We start from the raw sequence: 25,146 nt of genomic DNA on the forward strand, positions 1-25,146 counted from the left end.
CGCCGAAGAGCGGGCCTCGGACGTGCATGGGGGCGAAATCAGCCCGCGAACGGAGGGTAACATGAACTACGCAACCCGCGGCACGATGCTCGCCGCGATCCTGCTCGGCTCAATGGGAGCTGCGGCGGCGGATACGATCCCTGGCATGCGCGGCCACGACCATACCGGCATCACGGTTCCCGACATGAAGCAGGCGGTCGACTTCTTCACCGAAGTCGTGGGCTGCAAGAAGGCGATGTCGTTCGGACCGTTCGCCGACGACAAGGGCACCTTCATGCAGGACCTCCTCGGCGTCGATCCGAAGGCTGTCATCGAGCAGGTCACCATGGTCCGCTGCGGCTATGGGTCGAACATCGAGCTGTTCAAATACACCGCGCCCGACCAGAAGGACCTGACACCGAAGAACAGCGACATTGGCGGCTTCCATATCGCCCTTTACGTCGACGACGTCGCCGCGGCCAAAGCCTATCTCGACGGCAAGGGCGTCAAGACGAGATTGGGGCCGCTGCCGGTGAAGGAAGGGCCCGCCGCCGGCCAGACCATCCTCTATTTCCAGGCGCCATGGGGCTTGCAACTGGAGGCGATCAGCTATCCCACTGGCATGGCCTATGAGAAGGGTGCCGAGACCGTGCTGTGGAGCCCGAAGAACCCTGAGAAATGATCTCCCGCGGCGCGCTTGCAGGGACGTCACGCAAGCGCGCCATGCAATCCCCGCCTAATCATTTCGACATAAAACTTTAAGCTTGAAATATCTTACCTCCGGCGCGATACTGAGGCATAGCAAGCGAAGAGGAGATCGCACAGATGAAGGTTGCGGTTCTCGGCGGCGGACCAGCCGGCCTCTACTTTGCCATTTCGATGAAACTGAGGGACGCCGCGCACGACGTGACGGTGTTCGAGCGCAACCGCGCCGACGACACGTTCGGCTGGGGCGTCGTGCTATCGGCCGAGACGCTCGACAACCTTGCTGAGAATGACCCGGTCAGCGCCGTCTGGATCAAGAAGCATTTCGCCTATTGGGACGACATCGCCGTCATCCATGACGGCGTGCGCACGGTCTCGTCGGGCCACGGCTTCTGCGGCATCGGCCGCAAGCGCCTGCTGGTGCTCTTGCAGCGGCGCGCGCGCGAACTCGGCGTCAAGCTGATGTTCGAAACCGACATCTCCGACCCCCGCCCCTATATGGAGACGCATGACCTGGTCGTCGCCGCCGACGGGCTGAACTCCAGGGCGCGCAATACCTTCGTCGACATTTTCAAGCCCGACATCGACACCCGCAAATGCAAGTTCGTCTGGCTTGGCACCAACCAGAAATTCGACGACGCCTTCACCTTCATCTTCGAAAAGACCGAGCATGGCTGGGTGTGGGCGCACGCCTACCAGTTCGACAGCGAGACCGCGACCTTCATCGTCGAATGCAGCGAGCAGACCTGGGCCGCCTTCGGCTTCGGCGCGATGTCGCAGCAGGAGTCCATCGCGGTCTGCGAGCGCATCTTCGCCAAACATCTTGGCGGCCATCCGCTGATGACCAACGCCAACCACATCAGGGGCTCCGCCTGGATCAATTTCCCGCGCGTGCTGTGCGAGCGCTGGTCCTACAAGAATCTGGCGCTGATGGGCGACGCAGCGGCCTCGGCGCATTTCTCGATCGGCTCCGGCACCAAACTCGCCCTGGAAAGCGCGGTGGCGCTGGCCGACTATGTCGAGACCGAACCGGACCTCGAGGCCGCGTTCCGCAAGTATGAGGACGCTCGCCGCACCGAGGTGCTGAAGCTGCAATCGGCGGCGCGCAATTCTCTGGAATGGTTCGAGGAGGTCGAGCGCTATCTCGGCCTCGATCCGGTGCAGTTCAACTATTCGCTCTTGACCCGTTCGCAACGCATCAGCCACGAGAATTTGCGGCTGCGCGATGCCGAATGGCTGGGCGGCGCGGAAGAGTGGTTTCAGCGCCAGGCCGGTGCCGGCGGCAACAGGCTGCGCCGGGCGCCGATGTTCGCGCCCTTCAAGCTGCGCGACATGGTCCTCAACAACCGCGTCGTCGTTTCGCCGATGGCGCAGTACAAGGCCGTCGACGGCTGCCCGACCGATTGGCATTTCACCCATTATGCCGAGCGCGCCAAGGGCGGCGCCGGGCTTGTCTATATCGAGATGACCTGCGTCAGCCCGGAAGGTCGGATCACGCCTGGCTGCCCCGGCTTCTACGCGCCCGACCATGAGGTGGCGTGGAGGCGGCTGGTCGATTTCGTCCATGCCGAAACTGAAGCAAAGATTTGCGCCCAGATCGGCCATTCCGGCGCCAAGGGCTCGACCCGTGTCGGCTGGGAAGGCACCGACGTACCGCTCGCCTCCGGCAATTGGCCTGTCATGGCGGCCTCGGCGATTGCCTGGTCGCCGCAGAACCAGGTTCCGAAGGCCATGGATCGCGCCGACATGGACAGAGTGCGCGACGAGTTCGTCGCCTCGGCCGAAATGGCCGATCGCTGCGGCTTCGACATGCTCGAAATCCACGCCGCGCACGGCTACCTCCTGTCGTCGTTCATCACGCCGGTTACCAACCGGCGCACGGATGCCTATGGCGGTTCGCTGGAAAACCGCATGCGCTATCCCCTCGAAATCTTCCGAGCGGTGCGCGCCGCCTGGCCGGCGGGAAAACCGATCTCGGTGCGTATTTCGGCCAATGATTGGGTCGGCATCGAAGGCGTGACGCCGGCAGATGCCGTCGAGATCGCGCGGCGGCTGCACGAGGCCGGCGTCGACATCTGCGACGTCTCGGCCGGCCAGACCTCGGCCCTGGCAAAGCCGGTCTACGGACGCATGTTCCAGACACCGTTTTCGGACCGCATCCGCAACGAGGTCGGCATGGCGACGATGGCGGTCGGCAACATCTACGAACCGGATCATGTCAATTCGATCCTGATGGCCGGCCGCGCCGACCTGGTGGCGCTGGCACGGCCGCATCTCGCCGATCCCTACTGGACGCTGCATGCGGCGGTGACGCTCGGCGACCGTGGTGTGAAATGGCCCGATCCTTATCTGCCGGGACGCGACCAGATCTACAGGCTGGCCGAGCGCGATGCCGCGGCGGGGCTGAAAGTATGACAGTGGCGGCCACGATTCCCGGCAAGCACGCGCTGGTCACCGGCGGTGGTTCCGGCGTCGGCCAGGCCATCGCGCTGGCGTTAGCCGAGGCTGGTGTCGACGTGACCATATGTGGGCGTCGCGAAGCTGAACTCGCGAAGGTTGCCAGCGAAAACGACCGCATCCATGGCATTGCCGCCGACGTCACCAATGAGGCGGCGATGGCCGCGCTCTACACACAGGCCGAGGCCGCGCGCGGACCGTTCGACATCGTCGTCGCCAATGCCGGCATGGCCGGCAGCACGCCGGCGCACAAGACGACGCTTGCCGACTGGCAGCGGACGCTCGACGTCAATTTGACCGGAGCCTTCCTGACGGTGAAGCCGGCGCTGGCCGGCATGGCCGCGCGCAAGGCAGGCCGCATCGTCTTCATCGCCTCGACCGCCGGTCTGAAAGGCTACGCCTATGTCGCGCCCTATGTAGCGGCCAAGCATGGCGTCGTCGGTCTGATGCGGGCGCTTGCCGCCGAGACGGCGAAATCCGGCGTCACCGTCAATGCGGTGTGTCCTGGCTTCGTCGAGACCGACATGCTGGAGGAGTCCATCCAGCGCATCGTCGAAAAGACCGGACGCTCGGCTGACGAGGCACGGGCGAGCCTGGCCTCGACCAATCCGCAGGGCCGTTTCATCCAGCCTCAGGAAGTAGCCGCCGCCGTGCTCTGGCTGTGCGGCAATGCTGCGGCGTCGATCACCGGACAGGCGATTTCGATCTCGGGAGGTGAAACATGGTAGCCGGCCCCCTGCCCGTGCCATCGGGACCCGGCAAGGACCGGCTGCGTCTTTGGATCAGGCTGCTGCGCGCCTCGCGCACGATCGAGGCCGAACTGCGCGAGCGGCTGAAGAAGGAATTCGATACGACGCTGCCGCGCTTCGACGTCATGGCAGCACTCTACCGGGCGCCGGAAGGCATGCTGATGAGCGACCTCTCGCGCTTCCTGCTGGTCTCCAACGGCAATGTCACCGGCATCGTCGACCGTCTGGTTTCCGAAGGACTGGTGGCCCGTGCGCGCCGCAATGGCGACCGCCGCACCTCGATGGTGCGGTTGACCGAGGAGGGCACCAAGTCCTTTGCCACCATCGCCGCCGCGCATGAGGGCTGGATCGGTGAATTGCTGGGCAAGGTCAGCGAGGAGGATGCCCGCCGGCTGACCGGCATGCTGACCTCGTTCCGCAGCAACTGGGAGGGACGCGAATGACTGCAATGGTCGGCCGCAAGCCGAAGCATTTCCTGTGGGAGGTCGAGGGCCGGATCGCCAAGGTCCGGCTCGACCGGCCTGAGCGCAAGAACCCGCTGACCTTCGACAGCTATGCCGAGTTGCGCGACACGTTCCGCGATCTTGTCTATGCCGACGATGTCGACGCCGTGGTGTTCCTGTCCAATGGCGGCAATTTCTGCTCCGGCGGCGATGTCCACGACATCATCGGTCCGCTGGTCAAGATGGATATGAAGCAGCTCCTCGCCTTCACCCGCATGACCGGCGATTTCGTCAAGGCGATGCTGAATTGCGGCAAGCCGATCATCGCGGCGGTTGACGGTGTCGCGGTCGGCGCCGGCGCCATCATCGCCATGGGTTCCGACATCCGCATCGCCACGCCGGAGGCCAAGACCGCCTTCCTGTTCACACGCGTGGGCTTGGCCGGCTGCGACATGGGCGCCTGCGCGATCCTGCCGCGCATCATCGGCCAGGGCCGCGCCGCCGAACTGCTCTACACCGGCCGCACCATGACGGCGGCCGAAGGCGAGCGCTGGGGCTTCTACAACAGGCTGGTCGACGCGGCGGCTCTCGAGGCTGATGCGCTGGAGATGGCGACCCGCATCGTATCGGGCCCGACCTTCGCCCACGGCATCACCAAGACGCAGCTCAACCAGGAATGGTCGATGGGCCTCGACCAGGCGATCGAGGCGGAAGCACAGGCGCAGGCGATCTGCATGCAGACCCGCGATTTCGAACGGGCGTATCGGGCTTTCGTGGCCAAGGAAAAGCCGGTGTTCGAGGGGAATTGAGGATGGGTGGATTATTAGAGACGTTAGCGGGACAGCGCCCCCCTCTGTCCTGCCGGACATCTCCCCCACGAGGGGGGAGATTGGATGTCATCTCTGCTTTCGCCAACAGCCACCGTTGCAAAGAGAGCGCTACGGGCCAAGCTGCCAATCTCCCCCCTCGTGGGGGAGATGGCCGGCAGGCCAGAGGGGGGCGCCGTAGAGCACCAAGCTTGCTGCACAGCGGAGGCAGACATGCCTGACCGCTCCTTCCTCGCCTGGCCGTTCTTCGAAGACCGCCATCGCGAGCTCGCAGAACAGCTCGACGCCTGGTGCGCCAAGAACCTCCCCGTCGATCATCGTGACATCGACGCTGCCTGCCGCGAGCTGGTGGCCATGCTTGGCCGCGATGGCTGGCTGAAGCCGACGGCTGTCGACACTGACAATCCGGGCCCGCTCGACGTGCGTTCCTTGTGCATCACGCGCGAGACGCTGGCGCGCCATGACGGGCTGGCCGATTTCGCTTTCGCCATGCAGGGGCTCGGCACTGGTGCGCTCAGCCTGTTCGGCACGCCGGAACAGCGGCAATGGCTGGCTAAGACGCGCGCCGGCAAGGCGATCTCCGCCTTCGCCCTGTCGGAACCGCGCTCCGGATCCGATGTCGCCAACACGGAAATGACGGCGACCCGCCATGGCGACAGCTATGTTCTCACCGGCGAAAAAACCTGGATTTCGAATGGTGGCATCGCCGATCTCTATGTCGTCTTTGCCCGCACTGGCGAAGCGCCGGGCGCCAAGGGCCTCTCGGCCTTCATCGTGCCGGGCGATGCCAAGGGCCTCGACATTGCCGAGCGGCTGGAAGTGATTGCGCCGCATCCGCTGGCGCGTTTGTCGTTCGACGAGGTTCGTGTTCCCACGTCGGCGCTGATCGGCAGGCCGGGCGACGGCTTCCGCATCGCCATGTCAGTGCTCGACGTGTTCCGCTCGACGGTCGGGGCGGCGGCGCTCGGCTTTGCCCGCCGGGCGCTCGATGAAAGCATCAACAGAGTGGCCGAGCGCAAACTGTTCGGCGCGCCGATGGCCGAATTGCAGATGGTGCAGGGCCATATTGCCGACATGGCGCTCGACGTCGATGCGGCTGCGCTGCTTGTCTACCGCGCCGCCTGGACCAAGGACATGGGCGCCGCGCGAGTAACGCGCGAGGCGGCGATGGCCAAATTGTTCGCCACCGACAAGGCACAGGAGGTCATCGACAAAGCGGTGCAGCTGCATGGCGGCGATGGTGTGCGCAAGGGCCATATCGTCGAGAGCCTGTATCGCGAAATCCGCGCACTGCGCATCTACGAGGGCGCTTCGGACGTGCAGAAGGTGGTGATCGCGCGGCAAGTGATGGGCGCGGCCTGAACAGGTCGTGACCACCGACTGGATTGTTTTCGACACGGATATTGCGGACCCGATATTGGATAGGCGGAGAGACGACATGCACGAGATCCTGCAGCCGGAAGGCTGGGCAAAACCCGTCGGCTACGCCAACGGCGTGGCGGCGCGCGGCAAGCTCGTCTTCGTCGGCGGCCAGGTCGGCTGGAACGGGCAATGCCAGTTCGAGACCGACGATTTCGCCGGCCAGGTGCGGCAGACCCTCCAGAACATCGTCACGGTGCTGGCCGAGGCCGGCGCGGAGCCACGGCACATCACCTCGATGACCTGGTATTTCACCGACAAGGCCGAGTATCTCGGCAATCTCAAGGGGATTGGCGAGGCCTATCGCGAAGTGATCGGCCGGCATTTTCCGGCAATGGCCGCCATGCAGGTGGTGGCGCTGGTGGAGGACCGCGCCAAGGTGGAGATCCAGGCCACCGCCGTTATTCCGGAATAAAGAATTCGCTTTCCCGGAATATCTTATTCGCGAAGGCCGGCTTGCCGCAGCAGCGGCAGCACGTGATCGCAGAAATAGGGAAGCTCCTGAGTGTAGTTGACGAAGGACAGGGCGATGCCCTGATAGCCGTGCGCGGCAATGGCCGCCATGTCGGCGGCGATCGTTTGCGGCGTTCCAACCAGCGGATAGGTGCCGGCGCCGCCGGCAAAACGCTGCCGGTAGGCGTCATAGGCATGCGGATCATGGGATTGCGAGAATTCCTTCTTGCCGGCCATATGCGCATCGACCGCCTCGTGATCGGCCAGATCGACGGCATAGCGCCTGTAATAGGCCTGCGCCTCTTCCATGGTCGGGCGGCAGACGACATGTGCCACGGTGTAGACGCCGACCTCCCGGCCAACCTTGTCGGCCCGCTCGCTGATGTCGGCGACATGCTTGCCGGCGTCGGCCATTTCGGAGAAGGTCGTAAACAGATAATCGCATCTGGCGGCGGCGAAATCGCGGCCCGGGCCGCCGAAAGCGGCGTTCATGGTCACCGGGCGCGGAAGCTGCAGGCTGGCCGGCCGGCTGACCGCCTCCTTGAGGTGATAATAGGTGCCTTGATACTCGAGCGGCTCCGCCGACGCGTAGAGCTTCTCCAGAATTTCGATCCATTCGGCCGCCTGGTCGTAACCCTTCTCGACCAGCGGTGTGCCGAACATGCCGAATTCCTTCGGGTTCCAGCCGCAGACGATGTTCAAACCGGCACGGCCCTGGCTGATGTGGTCGACGGTCGCCAGCGCCTTGGCGGCATAGAGCGGGTGCACAAGCGGCACGTGCACGGTCATGAACAGGCCGATACGGTCGGTGGCCACGCTGAGCGCCGCCGCCCAGGTGAAGGTCTCGAACGACGATTCACGCACCTTGTTGCGGCCGCCAAAGCCACGCCAGCGTGCGATCGGCAACATGAACTCCAGCCCGGCGCGGTCGGCGATCTGGGCGGCCGTCAGATTGTCCTGCCAGCTCGCCGTCCAGCGCTCCGGCACATCCGATATGGCAAGACCGCCATCGGCGTTGGTCGAGAAGACGCCAAGCTTGAGTTTGTTGGAGCCGTGCAACGGATGTGCTTTGATCATCTCGGGAACTCGCGGGCGGGAGGCCGTAGGCTAGGCCTGCGCGAAAATATTTCAAGCCTGAAATAGCTTCGCGTCGCACTGGTTTGCCGATATGAACTTGGTGGGATGAGAGAAGGGATCGGCATGAACGAGTTCCGCCAGAAATGCATCGGCAAGACCAGCCTCGTCGGGTCCTTCTGCGCCATTCCGCATCCCGTCGCGGTCGAGGTGATGGCGCTGTCCGGCCTCGACTTCCTCTGCATCGACTGGGAGCACGCGCAGATCTCGCGCGACATCGTCGAAACGATGATACGCGCCGCCGATGTCCACCGTGTGCCGGCGATGGTGCGCGTTCCCGGCCATGCGCCCGAAGCCATCCAGGCGGCATTGGACAGCGGCGCGCAAGGCGTGCTGGTGCCACGCGTCTCGACACCGGCCCAAGCTGCGATGGCGGTGACGGCATCGCGTTATCCGCCGCTGGGCGAGCGCGGCGTCGGACCCGGCCGCGCAGCCGGTTATGGCTATCGCATTCCAGAATACCTGGCCGGCGCCAATGACAGGATCGTCGTGGCGGTCCAGGTCGAAACCGCCGAGGGGTTGGCCAACATCGAGGCGATCGCCGATGTCGACGGCGTCGACGTGATCTTCGTCGGCCCCGGCGATCTCTCCGTGTCGATCGATGCGATCGGACCGAAGGGCGCCGACAAGCTCGCGGCTGCGATCTGCAGGATCATCGGCGTGACGATCGCGCACGGCAAGGCCTCCGGCATATTTTGCGCCAGCCCGCAGACCGTCGGTCAATGGGCAACCGTCGGCGCCAGCTTTTTCGTCCTGGCCAGCGACACGATGTTTCTCGGCGCGGGCGCCGCAGCCAATTATGCCGCCGCCCGGGTGGAACTGGCGCGGGAAGACCCGCGCTATCGCCCGGTCGAGCAGCAAGCCGCGAAACTTTTTTAAGCTTAAAACTTTTGCCTTGAAAAGCGCCGCACTTTGGATAAGCATTCAAGATCGATGGCGACTGTCGGGCTGGAGGGTTTCCGGGCAGCTCATCGCGGGTGCTCCGGGTTGGAGGGGTTTCAGTCCTTTGTCGTTTGTGCTGCCCCAGTCATCGTCCAGCGCGCGCTGTGCCTTCGATCGCGTTCGCGCCCGGATCCGCGACCTGCATACCGAGACCAACCTTGCCGTGCCTGCGCGTGAAGGCGACCGCGACCAGATCGCGGCCACGGCCGAGCGCATGCTCGCCACATGAATTGACGCCCCGCTGGGAGGCGGGACGGCAACAAACCGTGCGGGGCAGCCCGCCCGATCAACAACCAGAGGGAATACCCCAGAGGGACCACCAATGAAGCTCAACCGTCGCAATCTCATCCTTTTCGCCGCGGCAATCGGCATCGCCGCTGGGCCGGCAACCGCCTTCGCCGCCGATGTGCTCAATGTCGGCGCCTACCCGACCAACCCGCCCTTCGAATACAAGAACGAGAGCGGCACCTTCGAAGGTTTTGAGGTCGACATCGTCAACGAGGCGGCCAAGCGCGTCGGCATGACAACCGACATCGCCGACCTCGGCTTCCAGGCACTGTTCGCCGCGACCACCTCGAAGCGTATCGACGTCGCCATCTCGTCGATCACGATCACGCCGGAGCGGCTGAAGTCGCAGTCCTTCACCCAGCCCTATTATGATTCCGACATGGGCATCGCCACCAAGACCGACAGCGCGGTCAACGCCGAGGCAGACCTCAAGGGCAAGATCGTTGGCGTGCTCTCCGGCTCGACCGGCGAGACCTGGGTCAAGGCGCACCAGGAAGCCGACGGCTTCAGCGACGTGAAGGGCTATGACACGCAGCAGAACCTGCTGCTCGACCTCAGCGCCGGCCGCATCGACGCCGCCGTCAGCGACATTCCCGGCATGGAATATTCCTTCACCAAGATGAAGGACCTGAAGGTCAAGCAGCGCATCAAGACCGGCGAGCAGTACGGCCTGATGATGACAAAGGATCATCCGCTGCTCGGCAAGCTCAACGACGCGCTGACGGCGATGAAGAAGGACGGCACGCTGGCCGCGATCCACAAGAAGTGGTTCGGCAGCGACGCCCCGACCGATTCCTCGACCGTCAAGGAAATGCCGCTGCCCAAGGCCTGAGCTGCGGCCGACAGGACGGAAGGCGTGCCGGCTCCAAAAAGGGTCGGCACGTCCCGTTTTCACGCATAACCTTCCCGGGACCAGCATCCGTTCGGCAGAGCCGATCTTGATGTTCCGGGTCGGGCTCTGGCGTCAGATGACGCAACACCGTTCGGGAATGCTCTGATGTCGCTGATCGACACTTTCTTCAACGCCGACGTCATCGCGTCGAGCCTGCCGGCACTGCTGCGCGGCTTCCTGAACACGCTGCTGCTTGGCCTGCTCAGCATCGGTATCGGCATTCCCATCGGCCTGGTGATCAGCCTGTTGCGGCTCTATGCGCCGAAGCCGCTGCGCTGGCTGGCGGTCGGCTACACCGACATCTTCCGCGCCTTGCCGGTGCTGGTCGTGCTGATCCTGATCTACTACGCGCTGCCGTTCCTCGGCATACGCCTGTCGTCCTGGGCGTCGGCAGTGACCGCGTTCGCCATCATCATGTCGGCCTATTCGGCCGAAGTGTTTCGCTCCGGCATAGAGAGCATTCCGCGCGGCCAGTTCGAGGCCTCGCAGGCGCTTGGCCTGCCGTTCCTTTTGACCTTGCGCAAGGTGGTGCTGCCGCAGGCGGTGCGCGTCGTCATCCCGCCGATGACCAGCAACTGCGTCTCGATGTTCAAGGACACTTCGCTGGCCTCCACCGTGGCCCTGCCGGAACTGCTCAAGGAAGCGACCAACGCACAGTCGCTCTACGCCAACCCCTCGCCGCTGATCGGCGCCGCACTGGTCTATCTCATCTTCCTTTGGCCGATGGTTCGTCTCGTCAGCCTGCTTGAAGCCCGCTTCAAGGACGAGAAGGCCCGCTAGCCACCTACCACCCGCAAGCACTTCGCAGGAGATACAATTGAGCAATCCCCAGGCCACTGGCGGCTTCCCCGTCGACACCATCCGCGCCATGTTCCCCGCCCTGCAGCGAGCCGGCGATTTCATCTTCATGGACAATGCCGCCGGGGCACAGATTCCGCAGAGCGTGCTCGACGCGGTGACCAACCACTTGGTCTCGCACAATGTGCAGCGCGGCGGCCGCTATGGCCGCAGCGTCACCGTCGATCAGTCGGTCGCCGATGCTCGGACAAGCGTCGCCCTGCTGATCAATGCCTACAGCCCGGCGGAAATCTGCTTCGGGATGAACGCCACCTCCTTCATCCGCCTGGTCAGCCTCGGCATCGGCCAGATGCTTTCCGAGCGTGATGAGATCGTCGTCACCGACATGGACCATGATGCCAACATCGCCACCTGGCTGGCGCTGGAATCCGCCGGCGCCAAGTTCAAATGGTGGCGCATGCGCGAGGATGGCAATCTGCATGTCGACGATCTCAAGCCATTGGTTTCGGACCGCACTCGGCTGGTCGCCTGCACGGTGACGGCGCACTCGATCGGCTCGATCGTCGATGTCGCCTCGGTCGCTGACATCGCGCATAGGGTTGGCGCCGAAGTGTTCCTCGATTGCGTGCATTACGGACCGCACGGGCTGATCGACGTGCAGGCCTGGGATTGCGATTATCTCGTTTGTTCCGGCTACAAGAATTTCTCGCCGCATATGGGTTTCCTCTGGGGCCGCTTCGAGACGCTGAAACGCCTGCCGACCTTCCGCGAGGATTTCATCCCGGACGAGCCGCCCTACAAGGTCGAGGCCGGCACATTCATCTACGAGAACGTGTCGGGCATGGATGCCGCCGTGCAGTATCTTGAACTGATCGGCCGCAATCTCGCCCCCTCCAACAACCGCTCGCGGCGCGACAACATCGTCGCCGGCATGGGCGCCATCCGCGACTATGAGTTGCTGCTGGCGCGCGAGATGATGGGCGTGCTGAAGGCCTGCGGCGCGACCATCTACGGTGTCGCCGACGAGGCCCGCCTCAACGAGCGCGTGCCGACCTTCTGCTTCAACATCGGCAAGCTGTCGCCGCAGCGCATCGTCGAGGAAATGGCCGATATGCAGATCGGCATCCGCGACGGCCATATGTATGCGCCCCGCCTGATGAAACGCCTCAACCTGCCGATGGACAGCGGCGCCATCCGCGCCTCGCTGGTGCACTACAACACGGTCGAGGAGATCCACAAATTCGGCGAGGCGCTGCGCGCTATCATCGCCAAGCTGTCGTAGCCGGATGGGCCGTGCCTGACCTCCGGTCAGGCCGCCTTCTTCTTCGCCAGCCTCGCCTTGATGCTTGCCACGTCGGCGCGCGGCGTCGCGGCAAACAGCGTCCTGGTGTAGCTGTGCTTGGGGTCCGAAAAGACCTCGTCGCGCGAGCCGTATTCGACGGCCTCGCCGAAATACATCACCATCACATCGTCGGCGATGTAGCGCACCACCGACAGGTCGTGGCTGATGAAGACATAGGTCAGCTGGAACTCGTCCTGCAGGTCGGCGAGCAGGTTGAGCACCTGCGCCTGAACCGAGAGGTCAAGCGCCGAAACCGGCTCGTCCAGCACCAGCAGGCTGGGGTTCAGCATCAGCGCGCGGGCGATGGCGATGCGTTGGCGCTGACCGCCCGAGAACATGTGCGGATAGCGGTTGTAGTGTTCGTGGCCGAGGCCGACCTTCTTCAGCATCTTCATGGCGAGGTCGCGCCGTTCGGCCGCTGGCTTGTCGGTGTTGATGAGCAGCGGCTCGCCCAGCACGTCGCCGATCTTCTGGCGCGGATTGAGCGATCCGTAGGGATTCTGGAAGACGATCTGCACCTTGCGGCGCATTTCCTTGGTCAATCCGCCTTTGGCGATATCGACCTTGTTGCCGTCGATGAACAGCTCGCCCGACGTCGCGGGATCGATCAAGGTGATGATGCGGGCGAGCGTGGACTTGCCACAGCCGCTTTCGCCGACGATGGCGAGCGTCTTGCCCTTGTCCACGGTGAAGGAGACGCCCTTGACCGCATGCACGGTGCGAGGCCCGGTGAACAGGCCACCGCCGATATGATAGTCGCGAACGATGTTCTTGCCTTCGAGGACCGTGGTGCTCATGCGGAGGCTCCCGCTACCGAGGGGGCAGGCTCGAACAGCATGTCGGAAACGGTCGGCAGCCGGTCGCCGACGGCATTTTCCGGCAACGCCGAGAGCAGCGCGCGCGTGTAATTGCTCTTGGGCGATTCAAACAGCGACAACACGTCGGCCTCTTCCATCTTGCGGCCCTTGTACTGGACGATGACGCGGTCGGCGGTCTCGGCCACCACGCCCATATTGTGGGTGATCATGATCAGGCCCATGCCGTATTTGGCCTGCAGCGAGACGAGCAGATCGAGGATCTGCTTCTGGATGGTGACGTCCAGCGCGGTCGTCGGCTCGTCGGCGATCAAAAGCTTCGGATTGCAGGCAATCGCGATCGCGATCATGACGCGCTGGCACTGGCCGCCCGACATCTGGTGCGGAAACGAACTCAGCCGTTCTTCCGGATCGGCAATGCCGACCAGCTTCATCAGCTCGATGGCGCGTGCCCGGCGCTGGGCACGATCCATGCCCATGTGGAAACGCAGCACCTCCTCGATCTGGAAACCGACCGTGAAGCACGGGTTGAGGCTGGCGATCGGCTCCTGGAAGATCATAGAAATGTCCTTGCCGACGATCTTGCGGCGTTCGGACGGGCTGAGCTTCAACAGGTCGACGCCGTCGAAGGCCATGCGGTCGGCCTTGACCGTCGCGGTGTTGGGCAACAGCCCCATGACCGCCAGCATCGACACCGACTTGCCGGAACCGGACTCGCCGACGATCGCCAGCACCTCACGCGGCTCGATCGAAAGGTCGATGCCTTGCACGGCCATGAACGGCCCGGCGGCGGTGTCGAAGGAAACGGTGAGGTTCTTGATCTCGAGCAGCGACATGCTCACGACCTCTTCAGCTTGGGGTCGAGGGCGTCGCGCAGGCCGTCGCCGATCAGGTTGATGGCAAAGACGGTGATCAGAATGGCAAGGCCGGGGAAGGTCACCACCCACCAGGCTCGCAGGATGAATTCGCGCGCTTCGGCGAGCATCGTGCCCCATTCGGGTGTCGGCGGCTGCGCGCCCATGCCGAGGAAGCCAAGGGCGGCGGCCTCGAGGATGGCGTTGGAGAAGGACAGCGTCGCCTGCACGATCAGCGGGGCGATGCAGTTGGGCAGGATGGTGACCAGCATCAGCCTGAGATGGCTGGCGCCGGCGACCTTGGCCGAGACCACATATTCGCGGGTCTTTTCCGCCATCACCGCGGCGCGGGTGAGCCGGGCGAAATGCGGCTGCAGCACGAAGGCGATGGCGATCATGGCGTTGACGAGGCCGGGGCCGAGCACCGCGACCAGCACCAGCGCCAACAGCAGCGATGGGAAGGCCAGGATGATGTCCATGATGCGCATGATCAGCGTGTCGACCCAGCCACGGCAGTAGCCGGCGAGCAGGCCGAGGATGACGCCGGAGATCAGCGCCGTGGTGACGACGACGAAACCGATGGCGAGCGAAAAGCGCGAGCCATAGATCAGGCGCGACAGCATATCGCGGCCGACGGCGTCGGTGCCGAGCAGGAACTGCGCGTTGCCGCCCGCCTGCCAGGCCGGCGGCGTCAGGAAGAAGTCGCGGAACTGATCGTCAGGCGAATGCGGTGCGAGCAGCGGCGCGAAGATGGCGATCAGGATCAGCAGGGCGAAGACGAAGAGACCGATCACAGCGCCCTTGTTGATCGAGAAATAGTGCCAGAACTCGGCGAACATCTGCAGCCGGGCATCCTGCGGCTTGACGACGGTCGCGGCTTCGATGGTGGCTGGGCCTTCATTGGTCATGTCAATTCGCCCGGATACGCGGGTTGATGACGGCATAGAGCACGTCGACGATAAGGTTCACCGACATCACGATCAGCGCGATCAAAAGCAACCCGCCCTGCACGGTGAAATAGTCGCGCTTGGAGATGGCGTCGATCATCCACTTGCCGATGCCCGGCCACGAAAAGATGCTCTCGGTCAGGATGGCGCCGGTGAGCAGCGTGCCGACCTGCAGGCCGATGGTGGTGACGACCGGGATCAGCGCATTGCGGAAGGCATGCAGGCCGATGACACGGCGCGGCGCCAGGCCCTTGGCGCGCGCGGTGCGAACATAGTCCTCACCCAGCACTTCGAGCATAGCCGATCGCGTCTGCCTGGCGATGACCGCCAGCGGAATGGTGCCAAGCACGATGGTGGGCAGTATGAGGTGCGACACCGCCGAGCGGAAGGCGCCCTTCTGCCCCGAGATCAGGGAATCGATGGTCATGAAGCCGGTCACCGGCTTGAAGAAATAGAGAAGGTCGATGCGGCCGGAGACCGGCGTCCAGTGCAGCGTACCGGAAAACACGATGATCAGCAGCAGCCCCCACCAGAAGATCGGCATGGAATAGCCGGCGAGCGCGGTGCCCATGGTCAGCTGGTCGAACCAGGAGCCACGGCGGATGGCAGCGAAAATGCCGAAGGCGACACCGAAGATGACGGCGAAGATCATGGCGAAGATGGCGAGTTCGACCGTGGCCGGGAACCGCACCAGGAAATCCTTCAGCACCGGTGTCTTGGTCGAAAACGAGGTGCCGAAATCGCCGCTGAGGATGTTGGTCAGGTAGGTCAGATACTGTTGCCAGATCGGCAGGTCGAAACCGAACTGATGCATCAGCGCCGTGTGGCGTTCGGGCGACAGGCCACGTTCGCCCGCAAGCACCAGCACCGGATCACCGGGCAGGATGCGCACGAAGCCGAAAGCGAGGATGGTTATCCCGATAAAGGTCGGGATGATGAGGGCGAGCTTGCCGAGGATGTAACGCAGCATGGCGGGCGAGGTGGGGCGGCGCCCTGTGGCGCCGCCCCGTTTCGCGAACCTTATTCGGCGATATCGACGCCGTCAAAGCGATGGATGCCGAGCGGATCCATCGCAAAGCCGGAGACGGTCTTCTGCATCGGCATGAACACCTTGGAGTGGGCGAGCGTCGCCCACGGTGCCTGCTCCTTGAAGATGACCTGCGCCTGTTCGTAGAGCTTGGTGCGCTCGGCCTGATCGGACACCGTCTTGGCCTTGTTGATGAGCGCATCGAAGTCCTTGTTGCACCATTCCGCGCGGTTGTTCGAACCGACGGACGCGCAGCTCAGGAGCACGCCGAGGAAGTTGTCCGGATCGCCATTGTCGCCGGTCCAGCCGACGATGACGGCGCCGTCGTGATCGACCGCCGAAGCGCGCTTGAGGTATTCACCCCAATCGTAGCTGACGATGTTGACGGTGACGCCAACCTTGGCGAAGTCGGCCTGGATCAGTTCGGCGGTGCGGCGCGCGTTCGGCATGTACGGGCGCGACACGGGCATGGCCCAGACGTTCATCTTAAGGTCCTTGACACCGGCCTCTTCAAGCATCTTCTTGGCCGCGTCCGGATCGTACGGATCGTCCTTCACGTCCTTGTTGTAGGACCACATGGTCGGCGGGATCGGGTTGATCGCCACCTGGCCGGCGCCCTGGAACACGGCGTCGATAATGGCCTTCTTGTTGATGGCCATGTTGAGCGCCTTGCGGACGCGCACGTCGTCGAACGGCTTCTGCTGGGTGTTGTACATCAGCGCGCCGACGTTCAGGCCTTCCTGCTCCGCGACCGTCAGGTTCGCATCAGCCTGCAGGCCGGCGATGTCGGCCGGTGCCGGATACGACATGATGTTGCATTCGCCGGCCTTCAGCTTCTGCGCGCGAACCGCCGGATCGGTGGTGATGGCGAACACCAGATCGTCGATCTTCTGCTTGCCGCCCCAATAGTCCGGGTTGGCCTTGTAGCGGATGGCGGCGTCGGTCTGGTAGTCGACGAAGATGAACGGGCCGGTGCCGACCGGCTTCTGGTTGAACAGTTCAGGCGTCTTGTCGGCCTGCAGCTTGTCGGCATATTCCTTCGAGACGATCGAGGCGAAATCCATGCCCAGCGTCGGAATGAAGGTGATCGCCGGTTCCTTGAGGGTGAACTTCACCGTCAGGTCGTCAACCTTCTCGACCTTGGTGATGTTGTCGCCGAACTGATCATTGTAATACTGATAGGCGATGCCCGGTATGTACTGGAACCAGGGGCCGTTCTTGTCGACCTGGCGCTGGAACGAGAACACCACGTCGTCGGCGTTCAGGTCGCGGGTCGGGGTGAAGTAGTCGGTGGGCGCGAACTTGACGCCCTTGCGCAGCTTGAAAGTATATTCCTTGCCGTCGTCGGAAATGGTCCAGCTATCCGCCAGGCCGGGCGAGACCGAGGTCTTGCCGTGATCGAATTCGACGAGGCGGTTGAAGACGGTACGCGAGGACGCATCGAACGTCTGTCCCGCGGTGTACGGCGCCGGATCGAAACCTTCTGGCGACGCCTCCGCGCAGTAGACCAGAGTTTTCGCGTTGGCCACGCCGCCCAGGACGCTTGCAGCCAGCAACGCGGCTGCAAAAGTCAATTTCTTCTTCATTGAGCACTCCCTGATGTTCTTCCAAGCCCCTCTATCAGGCTCGCGAAGCGCGCATATAAGCACCGTTTTTCCGGGTTTGGAACACCCCGTTTGCTTACCCCGCGGGAAGCAGGAAAAAAATCCGCATTTTGCTAAATGGCAGAAAAAATTAGCAGTTCTTTCTATTCACGAGATTATTAACGACCGCATTTTTTTATTGATCCGACGTCCGGCGACAGGGGTGCCGCGCCCCTGTCTTCATCGGCCGCGGATGCGCGAAGATGCCGGTTCCAGCTGTGGCCGGCGGGAAAGATTTACGGCGGCAAATCTTTCGGCGTCCTGCCGCTGGGGCAAGACTTGCACCGCCGCCGATAGAGGCAATACATAGATGGACAACTGGCGGCAGCGGAGGGCGTCTCCATCAATCCGGGGGCGGTGCGGCACAGGCCAACGAGAAACAGGCGACCAGGGTTGTCGAGGAGGAACGGGTGGCAAAAGCGTCGAAGAGCCCAGTGAAAGCGCCGGCCAAGGCGGCCTCGAAACCAGCCGCCGGTGGAGACGGGCAAGGCAAGGCCGCGGGCAAGGCAGCGACCGCGAAGGCGGCGCCCAAACCCGCCAGGAATGCCCCCCCGGCGAAAGCCGCGGCCACAGCCAGCACCGCCACGAAGCCGGCTGCGAAAGCCGCGCCGGCAAAGGCGCCCGCGGCGAGGACGGGATCGGGCAAGGCCGGACCGGGCAAGGCCACGACGACGAAGAACTCGCCACCAGCGAAGACCGCACCGGCCTCGAAGCCGGCGACGGCGACCAGCCAGCGGCTGCCGAAGGCGCTTACCGAACTCGCCGCCGGCCTGCCGCAAAAGCCATGGCTCAACAGCTATCCCAAGAACATGCCTGCCGAGATCGGCGCCCTGCCCTACGGTTCCATCGGCGACTTCCTGGTGGGCGCCTGCAAGCAGTTCGCCGGTCAGCCGGCCTTCACCTGCATGGGCAAGTCCATCACCTACGCCGAACTCGAGCAGCTTTCGGCGGCCTTCGGTGCCTATCTGCAGTCCACTGGATTGCAGAAGGGCGCGCGCGTCGCCCTGATGATGCCGAACGTGCTGCAGTATCCCGTGGCGATGATGGCGGTCGCCCGCGCCGGCTTCACGGTGGTGAACGTCAATCCGCTCTACACGCCGCGCGAACTGGAGCATCAGCTCAAGGATTCCGGGGCACAGGCCATCGTCATTCTCGAAAACTTCGCCAACACCTTGCAGGCGGTCGTCGCCAGGACCTCGGTCAAGCACATCGTCGTCGCGGCCATGGGCGACCTGCTCGGCGGCCTGAAGGGTTCGATCGTCAATCTGGTGGTGCGCCGCGTCAAGAAAATGGTGCCGGCCTGGTCATTGCCCGGCCATGTCAAGTTCAATGCGGCGCTGAAGGCCGGACGCGGCATGGCTTTCAAGCCGGCCACGGTAGCCGCCAACGACGTCGCCTTCCTGCAATATACCGGCGGCACCACCGGAATCTCGAAAGGCGCGACCCTCTCGCACAGCAATGTGCTGGCCAATGTCGCGCAGAATGCGCTGTGGCTGCAGGACGCCTACACCGTCAAGCCAAAGCCGGCGCATCTCAACCTCGTCTGCGCACTGCCGCTCTACCATATCTTCGCACTGACGGTGAATGCGCTGATGGGCATGCAGATGGGCGGCCAGAACATACTGATCCCCAATCCGCGCGACATTCCAGGCTTCGTCAAGGAAATGGGCAAATATCCGATCCATATCTTTCCGGGCCTCAACACGCTGTTCAACGCGCTGCTCAACAATGAGGACTTCCGCAAGCTGGACTTCAAGCCGCTGCTTCTGACCTTGGGCGGCGGCATGGCGGTACAGAAGGGCGTCGCCGAGCGCTGGAAAGCGCTGACCGGTTGCCCCATCAGCGAAGGCTATGGCCTTTCGGAGACCTCGCCGGTGGCGACGGCCAACAAGTTCAGTTCCGGCGAGTTCACCGGCACCATCGGCCTGCCGCTGCCCTCGACAGAAATCGCCATCCGCGACGACGACGGCAACAACGTGCCGCTGGGCGAGGTCGGCGAGATCTGCATCAGGGGACCGCAGGTGATGGCCGGCTACTGGAACCGGCCGGACGAGACCGCCAAGGTGATGACCACGGACGGCTTCTTCAAATCGGGCGACATGGGTTTCATGGACGAACGCGGCTACACCAAGATCGTCGACCGCAAGAAGGACATGATCCTCGTTTCCGGCTTCAACGTCTATCCGACCGAACTCGAGGAGGTCGTGGCGGCGCATCCAGGCGTGCTCGAAGTGGCCGCGATCGGCGTGCCGGACGAGCACTCGGGCGAAGTGCCGAAGCTGTTCATCGTCAAGAAGGACCCGGCCCTGACCGCAGAGGCCATCACTGCTTTTTGCCGTGAGAACCTGACCGGCTACAAGCGGCCCAGATACATCGAGTTCAGGACCGAATTGCCAAAGACGCCGGTCGGCAAGATCCTGCGGCGGGCGTTGCGCGAATAGTGGCCGACGATCCCGCCGACTTCGATGCGCCCGGCCGACGCCTTGATCCGGCAGAATTCATCAGGACGAATTTGCGCCTTGCCCCAGTGCGGGCGCTTCCTGAAATCCAGCTTTACACCGCTCACCCGGGCAGCGGGCTGAGGCGGCTCGTCGGGTCCGGCGACGACCTGGACGAGTCCGAGCCGCAGCCACCCTATTGGGCCTATGCCTGGGCCGGCGGCGCGGTGCTGGCGCGCCATATTCTCGACCATCCGGAGATCGTGACGGGCCGCCGCGTGCTCGACCTCGGCGCCGGCTCGGGCCTTGTCGCCATCGCCGCCGCGAAGGCCGGCGCAGCGGAAGTGATCGCCGCCGAGATCGACCGCAACGGCGTCGCCGCGATCCGCCTCAATGCCGCGGCCAACGCCGTCGAGATCACCATCTTCGACAAGGATCTCACCACAGGCCCGCCACCGGCCGCCGACCTCGTGCTGGCGGGCGACGTGTTCTACTGCCGTGAGGTTGCCTTGCGGGTTATGCCGTTCCTCGACCGCTGCCTGGCATCAGGCATCGAGGTACTGGTCGGCGACCCCCGCCGCAACGATTTGCCGCTCACCCGGCTGCGATTGATCGCTGAATATGAGGTGCCGGATTTTGGGGATGCAAAGGGGATTGCGAGCAGACCGAGCGGGGTGTTTTGGTTTAAGGCGGAAGAGCGGTAGGGCGCTGGGCGCAGGCCGATAGCTGGAACGGCCGGGGTTCGAGCCAGTGCTTGCTTAGGTCGAATGAACGTCTGGTTAGCGCCTAATGACAGTCATTCCCACGGCCCAGTCCATTCACCAACAGCGGACATCGCCAATGGCCAGGTCTCAGGCTGATATCTGCCCAACATTGTCTCGAACGAATGGAATCGATCCGATGCGGATCGTCCGACCAATGGCTCGGAGCTATCTTCCTTTGGCTTCGCAGTAGTGCCAGACTGGATGGAGGGGGCACGACATGAGTGAGACCCGAAAAATAGCAGCGATCCTGGTCTCGGATGTGGTCGGCTACAGCCGGCTAGCCGGCGCAGATGAAGACCGCATCTTGGCAAGGCTGCGGGCGCTGCGCAGCGATCTCATCGATCCCACCATCGCAGTTCATCGTGGTCGTGTCGTCAAGCGCACCGGCGACGGGAGCCTCGTCGAGTTCAGCAGCGTGGTGGAAGCAGTGCGCTGCGCGATCGAAGTGCAGAACGCAATGATTGAGCGCAATGCCGGGGTGCCGGACGATCGCCGCATCGAGTTCCGGATCGGCATTCACCTAGGCGACGTCGTGCAAGAGCGCGATGGCGACCTGATGGGGGATGGCGTCAATATCGCCGCGCGCCTGGAAGGCATCTGCGAGCCTGGCAATATCTGTCTTTCCGAGCAAGCCTATTGGCAGGTAAAGTCAAGGCTCGACATCGCAATCAACGATCGCGGTGCGGTTCAGCTCAAGAACATCGCCGATCCGGTCCGGATCTTTTCGCTACAGGTCGGCGTTCCCTCCAAGGCAAAGCCCGCGGCACCAACTGAGCCCCTTGTGCTGGGGAAACTTTCGCAGCCGCTCGCACTGCCCGACAAGCCTTCGATTGCCGTGCTGCCCTTTGTCAACATGAGTGGCGACCAGGAGCAGGAGTTCTTCACTGATGGGCTGACGGAGGACATCATCACCGATCTGTCGAATGTGTCCGGCTTCTTCGTCATCGCCCGTAACTCCACCTTCGCTTACAAAGGCAGACCCATCGACGTCCGTCAGATCGGTCGCGATCTGGGCGTCAGATACGTTCTCGAGGGCAGCGCCCGGCGATCCAACAAGAGATTGCGTGTCAATGTCCAGTTGATCAATGCGGCGGAAGGAGGCAATCACGTGTGGGCGGAGCGCTTCGACCGCGAAATCGCCGACATCTTCGACGTTCAGGACGAGGTCACGCGACGCGTTGTTGAAGCGATTTCTGGCAAGCTTGGTGAAAAGAAACTTGTTGCCCGTTCCCGACCGTCAAATCTCGAAGCCTATGATCTTTGTGTTAGGTCGCGAGGCAAGTGCAACAATTCCAGATCGGACAACAGTGAGGCGTGCGTTGACTTGGAACTTTCCGTTAAGATCGATCCAAACTACTGTGAGGGACACAGCAATCTTGCCATCTCACTGCTATTTGGCTGGATTGTCTGGGGAGAGCCACAGGAACCCGGCCGCGCAAAGGCTCTGATACACGCGCAACGGGCTGTGGAAATCGATCCCGACGATTCCCATGCTCGCAGGATCCTGGGCTGCGTTCAGCTTTATGAACGAAATTGGGATGAAGCGAAATCCCAATTCGATGCTGCCGTTCGGCTCAATCCTAATAATGCAGATGCCGTTGCATGGATGGGTGAGCTTCAAATCTACTTAGGCGATCCGCAAGCAGCGCTGATAGCTTGTGGCACGGCGCTCCGTATAAATCCTCGTCCACCCGGTTGGTATTTCTGGATCATGGGAATGGCGCAGATTTCCTCTGGTCACTACGAAGAAGCTGTTGTGTCTTTGAGTCGGGAAGAAACGTACGGGACGGGTTCAAGGGAACACCTGGTTCCCGCGCTTGCCCTTGCCGGTCGCGTTCCTGAAGCACAGGAGGAGGCCCGCTTATTTCTTGCGGGCAATCCAAATTGGAGGGTCGGTCATTTGGTGGCGAACTCACCCTTCAAGAGCCCGAGTGATGCGCAGCCGTTTGTTGATGGCTGGCGCCTGGCGGGCTTGCTAGAATAGCCCGTATGGATGGGCGCCCTTTTCCAACGACAATGGCGTCGGGCTGCTCCTTAATCTCTCGCTATTCTTCCGAACCTATGTGGACGCCGTGATCCCGCCGCAAAGGCGATAACCGTCGGGCCTGACGGGCGAGTGACGATGGTCGGACACCATCCGCGCCATTGGGAAGCGACCTCATCGATCCGACCATGGCAGTTTATCGGGGCTAGGGAGTAAAGGGCCCCGGCGATGGCCGACGCTCAAGGTTCATCCGCTAGAACTTCCATCGCTAGATGGGCCAGTTCGCGCTCGTGCTGCCTATATTCTTCTTTTGTGTACTGATAGCCCCAATCCACGCTAGGCCAATCTGGTTTGATTTTGTTTGCCAAACGGCCTTGCGCCCGCGCGTCATCACGACGCCCGAGCTTCGCCAGACATCCAGCCGCATAAACGTGGATATAGTAGTAGGGGCTGTTGATAGCGGCGAAAGACTTTATCGCTTCCTCGTACTGTCGCGTCATCATGAACGCCATGCCCATAGTCTCACGGAGAGAGGCAGGAAGGAACAGTGGACTGGCGCGGATAGTTTTGAGCGATCTCTCGATAGCCTCGCTCGCCTGTCCCGTGCAAAGCAGGTAGTACGCCATCATGTCATTGAGATCGGCGTCATCAGGTGTCAACTGGAGGGCGCGCTGGAACGTTTCCGACGCCGCGTCCAAGTTCTTGTCGAGCATAAGGCACATCCCACGAACAGCGAGGCACCTGCTATCCTCGCCGTCGAGCCGCACAGCGAGTTCTGTTTCTGTAGTTGCTTTTTCCAAAGCATGTGGGGCGAGCGTTTGCCAATAGACGCGAACGTGCATATGGCCCACCGCTGCATGAGCGCGGGCAAAGTTTGGATCAAGCTTCACCGCACTTTCGAATTCTGCCGTGGCTTGAGGAATATCATCGTTGCGCCAGCGATTGACGATTTCCATACCGCGCAAATAATGGTCGTAGGCGCCCAGGCTCTCAGTCGGTTTGCGCCGCGATGCTTTCAAGACGTCGGATTCAACATACCCCGGAACGGCGGCCACGATGCTTCGCGTCACTTCGTCCTGAACCGCGAAGATGTCGTCCAGGTCCCGGTCATAGCGTTCCGCCCAGACGTGACCACCGGTTTTTGCCTCAATCAGCTGGGCGGTTATGCGCACGCGCTTGCCCGCCTTGCGAACGCTGCCCTCCACCAAGTAGCGCACGCCAAGCTTTCGCCCCGCTTCTGCGATGTCGACGGGAGTTCCCTTGAACATGAAGGACGAGTTCCGAGCAATCACGAGCAGCGAACGGAAGCGCGACAGTTCCGCGATGATGTCCTCGGTGATGCCGTCCGAGAAATACTCCTGTTCCGGATCGCCGCTCATGTTGTTGAAGGGAAGCACGGCGATCGACGGTTTCTCATTGGCGACGGACTCTACTCCGACCGGTTGCAGTAGTGGCGCGTCGGGAAAGAGGTTGACGTTATAGACACGCACCGGTCGCTCGATGTTCTTGAGCGTCTGCTCGCCCATATCTTCAAAGGTAAGTGCGAGTCTGTTGCCGAGACTGTCCCGGACAGAGCCGGATACGGCAACACCGCCCGGCTTGGCGATGCTCTCGATCCGCGCCGCGATGTTTACGCCATCGCCGAAGATGTCGTCGTCCTCGATGATGATATCTCCGAGGTTGATCCCAATGCGGAACTCGATGCGCCTGTCCGCCGGCACGTCGGCATTACGCTCGCGCATCTTGTGCTGGATGTCGGTGGCGCAGGCCACGGCATTTACCACGCTGGGGAACTCTACCAGCAAGCCATCGCCGGTCAGCTTGACGATCCTGCCCTGATGCTCGGCGATCTTGGCGTCCACCAGTTCGTGGCGATGCGCCTTAAACGCCGACAGGGTACCGCTCTCGTCGCGACCCATGAGCCTAGAGTAGCCGACCACATCGGCCGCGAGGATGGCGGCAAGGCGACGCTGATTGCGTTCTTCGGCCATTGGCAATGCGGCAACCTAGAGCGAAGGAAATTGCGCGATTGTATGGGCCTTGAGGTGTGGAGTCTATCACACCTCTTGGCTGCTATAGGTTAGCTTCCACCTCGGTCGCACGGCGCCGAACGTCCGCTCTTGTACTTTGGACGCCATAAGTCGACGTTCCGAATCCGGCCCAGATTCGGTCATTCGGGTGCCCATCTTCATCCTGTCGGGTGAATCTAGAAACGGCTGAAAACCGCGATTCCTGTGGAATGGCGC

The 25,146-nt window shown here is 62.8% G+C and carries 22 protein-coding genes; 15 read left to right on the plus strand and 7 right to left on the minus strand.

Translation table 11 applies throughout. The features are described from left to right. The first annotated feature begins 61 nt into the window (after positions 1-61). From EN804_RS20830 to EN804_RS20865, 7 genes are all read left to right on the plus strand, one after another. On the plus strand, positions 62-661 hold the full coding sequence (locus EN804_RS20830; protein ID WP_135882921.1) for a VOC family protein: 600 nt from the start codon (positions 62-64) through the stop codon (positions 659-661). Between the two features lie 143 nt (positions 662-804). Next, positions 805-3,099, plus strand: coding sequence for a bifunctional salicylyl-CoA 5-hydroxylase/oxidoreductase (locus EN804_RS20835; protein WP_135921124.1), 2,295 nt, complete (start codon positions 805-807; stop codon positions 3,097-3,099). Beyond that, positions 3,096-3,869, plus strand: coding sequence for an SDR family NAD(P)-dependent oxidoreductase (locus EN804_RS20840; protein ID WP_135921126.1), 774 nt, complete (start codon positions 3,096-3,098; stop codon positions 3,867-3,869). The genes EN804_RS20835 and EN804_RS20840 overlap by 4 nt, the downstream gene beginning before the upstream one ends. Then, positions 3,863-4,333, plus strand: a complete 471-nt coding sequence (locus tag EN804_RS20845) for a MarR family transcriptional regulator (RefSeq protein ID WP_127275964.1) — start codon at positions 3,863-3,865, stop codon at positions 4,331-4,333. The genes EN804_RS20840 and EN804_RS20845 overlap by 7 nt, the downstream gene beginning before the upstream one ends. Further along, positions 4,330-5,142, plus strand: a complete 813-nt coding sequence (locus EN804_RS20850) for an enoyl-CoA hydratase family protein (protein WP_135921128.1) — start codon at positions 4,330-4,332, stop codon at positions 5,140-5,142. The genes EN804_RS20845 and EN804_RS20850 overlap by 4 nt, the downstream gene beginning before the upstream one ends. A gap of 231 nt (positions 5,143-5,373) precedes the next feature. Further along, on the plus strand, positions 5,374-6,522 hold the full coding sequence (locus EN804_RS20860; RefSeq protein ID WP_135921197.1) for an acyl-CoA dehydrogenase family protein: 1,149 nt from the start codon (positions 5,374-5,376) through the stop codon (positions 6,520-6,522). 76 nt (positions 6,523-6,598) lie between these two features. After that, positions 6,599-6,994: a RidA family protein gene (locus EN804_RS20865; protein ID WP_135921130.1), complete on the plus strand. Its 396-nt coding sequence runs from the start codon at positions 6,599-6,601 to the stop codon at positions 6,992-6,994. A gap of 23 nt (positions 6,995-7,017) precedes the next feature. Here the strand turns inward: EN804_RS20865 and EN804_RS20870 are convergent, their stop codons facing one another. Then, positions 7,018-8,109, minus strand: coding sequence for an LLM class flavin-dependent oxidoreductase (locus EN804_RS20870; protein WP_135862174.1), 1,092 nt, complete (start codon positions 8,107-8,109; stop codon positions 7,018-7,020). Between the two features lie 123 nt (positions 8,110-8,232). On the opposite strand from EN804_RS20870, the gene EN804_RS20875 reads away from it, so the two are divergent. The 5 genes from EN804_RS20875 (at position 8,233) to EN804_RS20890 (ending at position 12,368) form a co-directional block, all read left to right on the plus strand. Continuing rightward, the gene (locus EN804_RS20875; RefSeq protein WP_135921132.1) at positions 8,233-9,045 is read left to right on the plus strand and encodes an HpcH/HpaI aldolase/citrate lyase family protein; all 813 of its coding nucleotides are present in this window, start codon (positions 8,233-8,235) and stop codon (positions 9,043-9,045) included. Between the two features lie 127 nt (positions 9,046-9,172). Then, entirely contained in the window at positions 9,173-9,337 is a 165-nt protein-coding gene (locus EN804_RS37285; protein ID WP_189521943.1) for a hypothetical protein, read from the plus strand. A 93-nt stretch (positions 9,338-9,430) separates the two neighbouring features. Then, positions 9,431-10,228, plus strand: coding sequence for an ABC transporter substrate-binding protein (locus tag EN804_RS20880; protein WP_135921134.1), 798 nt, complete (start codon positions 9,431-9,433; stop codon positions 10,226-10,228). A 165-nt stretch (positions 10,229-10,393) separates the two neighbouring features. Then, positions 10,394-11,068, plus strand: coding sequence for an amino acid ABC transporter permease (locus EN804_RS20885; RefSeq protein WP_127870695.1), 675 nt, complete (start codon positions 10,394-10,396; stop codon positions 11,066-11,068). A 37-nt stretch (positions 11,069-11,105) separates the two neighbouring features. Next, entirely contained in the window at positions 11,106-12,368 is a 1,263-nt protein-coding gene (locus EN804_RS20890; RefSeq protein WP_189521942.1) for a cysteine desulfurase-like protein, read from the plus strand. Between the two features lie 26 nt (positions 12,369-12,394). Here EN804_RS20890 and EN804_RS20895 read toward each other — a convergent pair whose 3' ends face one another. From EN804_RS20895 to EN804_RS20915, 5 genes are all read right to left on the minus strand, one after another. Beyond that, positions 12,395-13,225: a dipeptide ABC transporter ATP-binding protein gene (locus EN804_RS20895; protein WP_127278113.1), complete on the minus strand. Its 831-nt coding sequence runs from the start codon at positions 13,223-13,225 to the stop codon at positions 12,395-12,397. Then, positions 13,222-14,079: an ABC transporter ATP-binding protein gene (locus tag EN804_RS20900; RefSeq protein ID WP_127278114.1), complete on the minus strand. Its 858-nt coding sequence runs from the start codon at positions 14,077-14,079 to the stop codon at positions 13,222-13,224. Before EN804_RS20900 ends, EN804_RS20895 begins: the two co-directional genes overlap by 4 nt. Before the next feature lie 2 nt (positions 14,080-14,081). Continuing rightward, complete coding sequence (locus tag EN804_RS20905; protein WP_174361976.1) at positions 14,082-14,936, minus strand: ABC transporter permease subunit; 855 nt, start codon at positions 14,934-14,936, stop codon at positions 14,082-14,084. A gap of 70 nt (positions 14,937-15,006) precedes the next feature. Continuing rightward, positions 15,007-16,014 (minus strand): ABC transporter permease subunit, encoded by a 1,008-nt coding sequence (locus EN804_RS20910; protein ID WP_127278115.1) that lies wholly within the window; start codon positions 16,012-16,014, stop codon positions 15,007-15,009. Between the two features lie 50 nt (positions 16,015-16,064). Beyond that, a complete protein-coding gene (locus EN804_RS20915) occupies positions 16,065-17,657 on the minus strand; it encodes an ABC transporter substrate-binding protein (RefSeq protein ID WP_127870692.1) in 1,593 nt (530 codons plus the stop codon). Positions 17,658-18,124: 467 nt separating this feature from the next. Here EN804_RS20915 and EN804_RS20920 point away from each other — a divergent pair, with 467 nt between their 5' ends. The 3 genes from EN804_RS20920 (at position 18,125) to EN804_RS20930 (ending at position 22,900) form a co-directional block, all read left to right on the plus strand. Then, positions 18,125-20,155: a long-chain fatty acid--CoA ligase gene (locus tag EN804_RS20920; protein WP_135882929.1), complete on the plus strand. Its 2,031-nt coding sequence runs from the start codon at positions 18,125-18,127 to the stop codon at positions 20,153-20,155. After that, a complete protein-coding gene (locus EN804_RS20925; protein ID WP_135882930.1) occupies positions 20,152-20,856 on the plus strand; it encodes a 50S ribosomal protein L11 methyltransferase in 705 nt (234 codons plus the stop codon). Before EN804_RS20920 ends, EN804_RS20925 begins: the two co-directional genes overlap by 4 nt. A 277-nt stretch (positions 20,857-21,133) precedes the next feature. Then, positions 21,134-22,900: an adenylate/guanylate cyclase domain-containing protein gene (locus EN804_RS20930; protein ID WP_135882931.1), complete on the plus strand. Its 1,767-nt coding sequence runs from the start codon at positions 21,134-21,136 to the stop codon at positions 22,898-22,900. Positions 22,901-23,139: 239 nt separating this feature from the next. On the opposite strand, the gene EN804_RS20935 is transcribed toward EN804_RS20930, so the two are convergent. Beyond that, entirely contained in the window at positions 23,140-24,891 is a 1,752-nt protein-coding gene (locus EN804_RS20935; RefSeq protein WP_135921136.1) for an adenylate/guanylate cyclase domain-containing protein, read from the minus strand. Between the last annotated feature and the right edge of the window lie 255 nt (positions 24,892-25,146).

This window comes from Mesorhizobium sp. M8A.F.Ca.ET.161.01.1.1 (assembly GCF_004792105.1).
GTDB lineage: Bacteria > Pseudomonadota > Alphaproteobacteria > Rhizobiales > Rhizobiaceae > Mesorhizobium.